Origin of the sequence: Pseudonocardia sp. McavD-2-B, from assembly GCF_024124365.1 — a bacterium.
Classification (GTDB): Bacteria; Actinomycetota; Actinomycetes; order Mycobacteriales; family Pseudonocardiaceae; genus Pseudonocardia; species Pseudonocardia alni.
Genome location: NZ_JAMXSG010000330.1, coordinates 1 through 5,546 on the forward strand (window position 1 = coordinate 1; position 5,546 = coordinate 5,546).

A 5,546-nucleotide genomic window follows, 5' to 3' on the forward strand; every position below is an offset into this window, starting at 1 on the left:
CGCGGGTGCCACCACCGGGCAGCACGGCCACCGCCTCCGGCCGGGTCGCGATCATCGCCGCAGGCAGGTGCGGGGGCAGCTCCTCGGGCCACGCGCAGTAGGTCGCCGTCCACGCCCGCTCCGGGGCGGGGTCGGCGAGCGTGGTGCGCAGCCCGGTCTCCGCGCACGCCGCCGCGAGCGCCCGCCCGGCCGGACCACCGCCGAGGACCAGCACGTCGGCCACCGTCGTGCCGGGGGCACCCGACCGGCTCGACGACGCCGTCCCGCTCCTCGTCCCCGTCATCGCGGGCCCGGCCGGTGCCGGCCGGCGGACAGGCTGCCGCCGTCGATCCGCAGGGTGGCCCCGGTGACCCAGGACGCGGCGTCGGAGACGAGGAACGCCACCGCCTCGGCGACGTCCGCGGGCTCGCCGAGGCGCCCCAGCGGATAGCCCGCGACGACGGACGCCTCGTCGTGGGCGTAGAGCGCCTCGGCGAACCTCGTCCGCACCACGGCGGGGGCGACGGCGTTGACCCGGACGCCGGGGCCGAGCTGGCCGGCCAGCTCCTCGGTCAGGGTGAGCAGTGCCGCCTTCGACGCCCCGTAGGCCCCGATGACGCCGGTGGGCCGCAGCGCCGCGACCGAGGCGACGTTGACGACGGCGCCGCCGTGCGCACCCATCCACACCCGGTGCGCCTGCTGGACGAACCCGAGGGCGGCGACCACGTTGACGTCGAGGATCCTGCGGACGGCGTCGAGGTCGGCCTCGACCAGCGGCCCGTGCTGGGGGTTGATCCCGGCGTTGTTGACCAGCACGTCCAGCGAACCGAACGCGGCCACCGTCGCCTCCGCCGCGGCGGCCCGGTGCGCCGCGTCCCCGACGTTGCCGGCGACGGCGAGCACCCGGCCGGTGCCGACCCCCGCGCCTGCCGCGAGCTCCGACGCCGCCGCGTCGAGCTCCGGGGCGCGCCGGCCGGTGATCGTCACCGACGCGCCGCGCGCCAGCAGCGCGGCGGCGACGCCGTACCCGATGCCCCGCGAGGCGCCGGTCACCAGTGCAGCCCGACCGGCCAGGGAGGTGAGATCGGTCATGGGACCCGACCCTACGTGGGGAATCGGGTGGACCCGGCCGGTAGCCTGGTCGCGTGGTCCTGATCGAGTAGACCGGCGTCCGGGCACGACTGTGCCCGCATCCGGTCCTCTCAGCGTCACTCCTCGTCCTCCGTCTGGAGCTCTTCCACGTGATCACCACGACCGACCTCGAACTGCGCGCCGGGTCCCGCATCCTGCTCTCCGGTGCCACCCTGCGAGTGCAGCCCGGCGACCGGATCGGTCTGGTCGGGCGCAACGGCGCCGGCAAGACCACCTCGATGCGGGTGCTGGCCGGAGAGGGCGAGCCGTACTCCGGGCAGCGGAGCGCGAACTCACCGGTCGGCTACCTGCCGCAGGACCCGCGCGAGGGCGACCTGTCGGTCACGGCGAAGGACCGGGTGCTCTCGGCCCGCGGCCTGGACGTGCTGCTGGCGAAGATGGAGAAGGCGCAGACGGCGATGGCCGAGCTGGCCGACCCGGCCGCGAACGACAAGGCGGTCCGCGAGTACGGACGGCTCGAGGAGCGGTTCTCCGCCCTCGGCGGCTACGCCGCGGAGTCCGAGGCCGCGCGGATCTGCACGCACCTGGGTCTCCCCGAGCGGGTGCTGGCCCAGCCGATGCGCACGCTCTCGGGCGGTCAGCGCCGGCGCGTGGAGCTGGCCCGGATCCTGTTCGCCGCCTCCGACGGCGGGTCGCAGTCGGCGACCACGCTGCTGCTCGACGAGCCCACCAACCACCTCGACGCCGACTCGATCACCTGGCTGCGCGGGTTCCTGCAGCAGCACGAGGGCGGTCTGGTCGTCATCAGTCACGACACCGACCTGCTGGCCGCGGTCGTGAACAAGGTCTGGTTCCTCGACGCGACCCGCGGCGAGGCGGACCAGTACAACATGGACTGGAAGCGGTACCTGGAGGCGCGCTCCACCGACGAGAAGCGTCGTCGCCGCGAGCGGGCCAACGCCGAGAAGAAGGCGTCCGCGCTGCACGTCCAGGCCGCCAAGATGGGCGCGAAGGCCACCAAGGCCGTCGCCGCCAAGAACATGGCCCGCCGGGCCGACGCCCTGCTCGCCGGTCTCGACGACGAGCGTCAGGCCGACCGCGTCGCGCACATCCGGTTCCCGACCCCGGCGCCCTGCGGGCGCACCCCGCTCACCGCGGAGAACCTGTCCAAGGCCTACGGGTCGCTGGAGGTGTTCACCGGGGTGGACCTCGCGGTGGACCGCGGGTCGAAGGTCGTGGTGCTGGGCTTCAACGGCGCCGGCAAGACCACGCTGCTGCGGATCCTGGCCGGCACCGAGGAGTCCGACTCCGGCGGGGTCGTGCCCGGCCACGGGCTGCGACGGGGCTACTTCGCCCAGGAGCACGACACGCTCGACATGGACGCCTCGGTCTGGGACAACATCCGCCACGCCAGCCCGGACGCCGCCGAGCAGCAGCTCCGGACCCTGCTCGGGTCGTTCATGTTCTCGGGGGAGCAGCTCCAGCAGCCCGCCGGGACGCTGTCCGGCGGTGAGCGGACCCGGCTCGCCCTGGCCGGTCTGGTGTCCTCGGCGGCGAACGTGCTGCTGCTCGACGAGCCGACGAACAACCTGGACCCGGCCAGCCGCGAGCAGGTGCTCGACGCGCTGCGCCGCTTCGAGGGCGCCGTCGTGCTCGTCACCCACGACCCGGGTGCGGTCGAGGCGCTGGAGCCGGACCGGGTGATCGTCCTGCCCGACGGCACCGAGGACCACTGGTCGGCCGACTACCTGGAACTCGTCCAGCTCGCGTGACCGGTCACCGCACGCAGCGGTGATCACCCGACCGGACCACCACGATCGTCGGACGTGTCCGGGCCGTACAGCGTGCGGCTCCCGGAATCGTGCACGGTCCGTTCCGACGGGGTAATCCACTGCGCTGCCCGACGGATGACGATTCCGAAAGGTACCCGCGGTGCTGCGCCGTTCGGGGTAACCGTTCGCCGATCGCGTTTTCCGCGTTCTGGTCATAAATGGTCAACTGGATCATCATGGCCTGATCGTCGCGCCAGATGCGGCGGTCCGCGGGGGCATCCGCGGAGGGGATGAGGAGGGCCGATGGCCGAGCTGAAGAAGGGCGCCCGGATCACCGGGACGCAGCGGGGCAAACTCGCCGCCGACCTGAAGAAGAAGTACGAGAAGGGCGCCAGCATCCGTTCGCTGGCCGAGCAGACCGGGCGGTCGTACGGCTTCGTCCACCGGGTCCTGTCCGAGACGGGTGTGACGTTGCGCGGGCGCGGCGGCGCCACCCGTACCAAGAAGAAGTAGTCCTCTCGTCGGCGCCGCCGACCGGGTCGAGCAGCGAGCCCGGGGCGGCGTCGTCGTGTGTCCGGGGCGTGTCGCGGGGCGCCGCGCGCGGGACCACCGCGCCCGCCCGCCGTACGCGCCGTAACGTGAACCCTCGCCGTCCACCACCGGCGAAGGGGAACACCGTTGGATCGCCCGCTCGCTCTGATGCGCGGGGTCATCCGGGGGGCGGACTCGACGTCCATCCGCCGTGGCTCCATCGCGCGGGGCACCTGGCCCCGGATCTGGGGCTTCGTCCGGCCCTACCGCCGCTGGCTGCTGTCCTACCTGGCCCTGACCACCGTCACCGCCGTGATCGGCGTCGCGACGCCGGTGCTGGCCGGGCGCGTGGTCAACACGATCGTCGCGGCGAACGAGCTGCCCGACGCCGCCCGCGTCGTGATGGTGATCGCCGGGGCGATCGCCGGGATGGCGGTGCTGGAGTCGGTCGTCGGGCTCACCGGACGCTGGTTCTCCGCCCGCCTCGGCGAGGGGCTGATCGAGGACCTGCGGGTCGCGGTGTTCCGCCACGTCCAGTCGATGCCGCTGGCGTTCTTCGCCCGCACCCGGACCGGGGCGCTGGTCAGCCGGCTCAACAACGACGTCATCGGGGCCCAGACCGCCATCACCGGCACCCTGTCCACGGTGCTGTCCAACAGCATCCAGCTCGTGCTGGCCATCGCGGTCATGATCGGTCTGGCCTGGCAGGTCACCGTGCTGGCGATGCTGCTGCTGCCGGTGTTCGTGCTCCCTGCCCGGCGGATGGGGACCTGGCTCGCCGAGCTGCGCCGCGAGGCCGCCGAGCTCAACGCCACCATGGGCAACCAGATGACCGAGCGCTTCTCCGCGCCCGGCGCCACCCTGGTGAAGCTGTTCGGCGACCCCGACTCCGAGGCCGCCGTCTTCCGGGGCCAGGTGTCGCGGGTGCGCGACATCGGTGTCCGGTCGGCGATGGTGTCGCGGTTGTTCGTCACTGCGCTGCAGCTGGTGTCGGCGCTGGCCCAGGCCATGATCTACGGCCTCGGCGGCTACCTCGCGGTGACCGGGGCGATCCCGGCGGGCACCGTCGTCGCGCTCGGGCTGCTGCTGACCCGGCTCTACACCCCGATGACGGCGCTGGCCAACGCCCGCGTCGACGTGATGACCGCGCTGGTCGCCTTCGAGCGGGTCTTCGAGGTGCTCGACCTGCGCCCGATGCTGACCGAGCGGCCCGACCCGGCCGCGCTGCCCGACGGCCCCGTCGACGTCGCCCTGCGCGGGGTCCGGTTCACCTACCCCAGCGCCACCGACGTCTCCCTGGCCTCGCTGGAGGAGGTCGCGGTGCTCGACCAGCGGGTCAACACCGAGGTGCTGCACGGCGTCGACCTGCACGTCCACGGCGGCGGGCTGCTGGCCCTGGTCGGGTCGTCCGGGGCCGGGAAGTCCACGCTCGCCTCGCTGGTCCCACGTCTCTACGATGTCGACGCCGGCTCGGTCGAGCTGTCCGGGATGGACGTGCGGGACCTGTCGTTCGCCACGCTGCGCGGCGCCGTCGGGATGGTCACCCAGGACGGGCACCTGTTCCACGACACCATCGCCGGCAACCTGCGCTACGCCTCGCCCGACGCCACCGACGACGAGATGATCGACGCGCTGCGCCGCGCCCGGCTCGGCGACCTGCTCGACACGCTGCCCGACGGTCTCGACACCGTGGTGGGGGAGCGCGGCTACCGTCTGTCCGGTGGTGAGCGCCAGCGGCTGACCATCGCCCGTCTGCTGCTGGCCCGCCCGCGGGTGGTGATCCTCGACGAGGCCACCGCGCACCTCGACTCGGAGTCCGAGGCCGCAGTGCAGGAGGCACTGGCGGAGGCGCTGGTCGGGCGGACCGCGATCGTCATCGCGCACCGGCTGTCCACCGTGCGTGCGGCCGACCGGATCGCGGTGCTGGAGGGTGGGCAGGTCGTCGAGTCCGGCACCCACGACGAGCTGCTGGCCGCCGACGGCCGCTACGCCACGCTCTACCGGACCCAGTTCCTCCCGGCGGCGACGACCGCGGGCTGAGCGACTCCGGCGGGGCCGGTGCTCAGGCCCGGCCCGCCAGCGGGTCCGCCACCTCGGCGCCGGGCTCGGCCACCGCGGCGACGGCGGCGAACAGCAGCGCGACGCCGACCGCGCCGGGGTCCGGCGCGCCCT

The 5,546-nt window shown here is 73.7% G+C and carries 5 protein-coding genes; 3 read left to right on the forward strand and 2 right to left on the reverse strand.

The genetic code is table 11. From position 1 onward, the window contains the following. Positions 1 to 283: lycopene cyclase family protein (locus tag NH602_RS27460; protein WP_256495967.1), on the reverse strand; the 283-nt coding region annotated here is incomplete at its 3' end. Then, entirely contained in the window at positions 280 to 1,071 is a 792-nt protein-coding gene (locus NH602_RS27465; RefSeq protein ID WP_073574736.1) for an SDR family oxidoreductase, read from the reverse strand. The genes NH602_RS27460 and NH602_RS27465, both read right to left, overlap by 4 nt. A gap of 149 nt (positions 1,072 to 1,220) precedes the next feature. Between NH602_RS27465 and NH602_RS27470 the strand changes: the two genes are divergently transcribed. The 3 genes from NH602_RS27470 to NH602_RS27480 all read left to right on the forward strand — a co-directional run bounded on the left by NH602_RS27470 (position 1,221) and on the right by NH602_RS27480 (position 5,414). Next, positions 1,221 to 2,843, forward strand: a complete 1,623-nt coding sequence (locus tag NH602_RS27470) for an ABC-F family ATP-binding cassette domain-containing protein (RefSeq protein WP_062395368.1) — start codon at positions 1,221 to 1,223, stop codon at positions 2,841 to 2,843. 303 nt (positions 2,844 to 3,146) lie between these two features. Next, the gene (locus tag NH602_RS27475) at positions 3,147 to 3,356 is read left to right on the forward strand and encodes a helix-turn-helix domain-containing protein (protein WP_010240451.1); all 210 of its coding nucleotides are present in this window, start codon (positions 3,147 to 3,149) and stop codon (positions 3,354 to 3,356) included. A 186-nt stretch (positions 3,357 to 3,542) separates the two neighbouring features. Beyond that, entirely contained in the window at positions 3,543 to 5,414 is a 1,872-nt protein-coding gene (locus NH602_RS27480) for an ABC transporter ATP-binding protein (protein WP_253069309.1), read from the forward strand. The last annotated feature ends 132 nt before the right edge of the window (positions 5,415 to 5,546 follow it).

What these genes read in the sequence shown, in the direction of transcription:
- NH602_RS27465 (WP_073574736.1), bottom strand. Translation starts at nt 1,071, where the DNA reads ATGACCGATCTCACCTCCCTGGCCGGTCGGGCTGCACTGGTGACCGGC.
- NH602_RS27480 (WP_253069309.1), top strand. Translation starts at nt 3,543, where the DNA reads ATGCGCGGGGTCATCCGGGGGGCGGACTCGACGTCCATCCGCCGTGGC.
- NH602_RS27475 (WP_010240451.1), top strand. Translation starts at nt 3,147, where the DNA reads ATGGCCGAGCTGAAGAAGGGCGCCCGGATCACCGGGACGCAGCGGGGC.